This is a genomic window from Collinsella sp. CLA-ER-H5 (genome assembly GCF_040092375.1).
GTDB lineage: Bacteria > Actinomycetota > Coriobacteriia > Coriobacteriales > Coriobacteriaceae > Collinsella.
The window spans coordinates 1-916 of sequence record NZ_JBBNLR010000047.1 but is presented as its reverse complement, the minus strand read 5'-3'; the positions used below and the strand labels follow the sequence as shown (position 1 = coordinate 916).

Below are 916 nucleotides of genomic sequence, written 5' to 3'. Positions count from 1 at the left end.
CCCCCATGAAGTCGGAGTTGCTAGTAATCGCGGATCAGCATGCCGCGGTGAATGCGTTCCCGGGCCTTGTACACACCGCCCGTCACACCACCCGAGTCGTCTGCACCCGAAGTCGCCGGCCCAACCGAGAGGGGGGAGGCGCCGAAGGTGTGGAGGGTGAGGGGGGTGAAGTCGTAACAAGGTAGCCGTACCGGAAGGTGCGGCTGGATCACCTCCTTTCTAGGGAGATACGTTCTTAGAGAGACAAACTTTAACTCGAATGGAGGGCAGGAGCCCGTCCGGTAGATGTCGCCCGGAGGAAGTCCCCGCAGCACCCGGTCCCCGGGGTCGCACCCGCGTACCTTGAGAGCCGCATAGCGATAGGAGAGAGATGGAAGATCTCTTCCAGACTCGATTCTTTTCTGCGATTTATCAGACAGAATGATAGCAATCATTCATCCGATCCAAACAAGAAGAATTCACTTATAAATGAGTGAGGAGCATCTGATCGCGAGCACAGTGAAGACACTGTGCCGCGGTATGAGATACCCGAATTGCGACATACGAGCGCTATTCATGATATCGATTAATTAGATTAATTAGCGACACGTGGATATCCCGCGGGCCCGAGAGCGGTCCCGCAAGATACCACGGGCGCACGGCGGATGCCTTGGCACAGGGAGCCGATGAAGGACGCGGCAAGCTGCGATAATCCCCGGCGAGGAGCACACATCCTTCGACCCGGGGGTCTCCGAATGGGCGAACCCATCCACAGCAGTGTGGATATCCCCACCCCGAACACATAAGGGTGGGGAGGACAACCCGGGGAACTGAAACATCTAAGTACCCGGAGGAGAGGAAATCAATCTCGAGACTCCCCGAGTAGCGGCGAGCGAAAGGGGACCGATGGCCAAACCGTCGAGCGGGCATACCCGGC

The 916-nt window shown here is 57.9% G+C and carries 2 rRNA genes; both read left to right on the top strand.

The features are described 5' to 3' along the window. Positions 1-219, top strand: a 16S ribosomal RNA gene (locus AAAX31_RS10050); the annotation flags it as partial. A 398-nt stretch (positions 220-617) separates the two neighbouring features. Beyond that, positions 618-916 (top strand): 23S ribosomal RNA (locus AAAX31_RS10045); the annotation flags it as partial.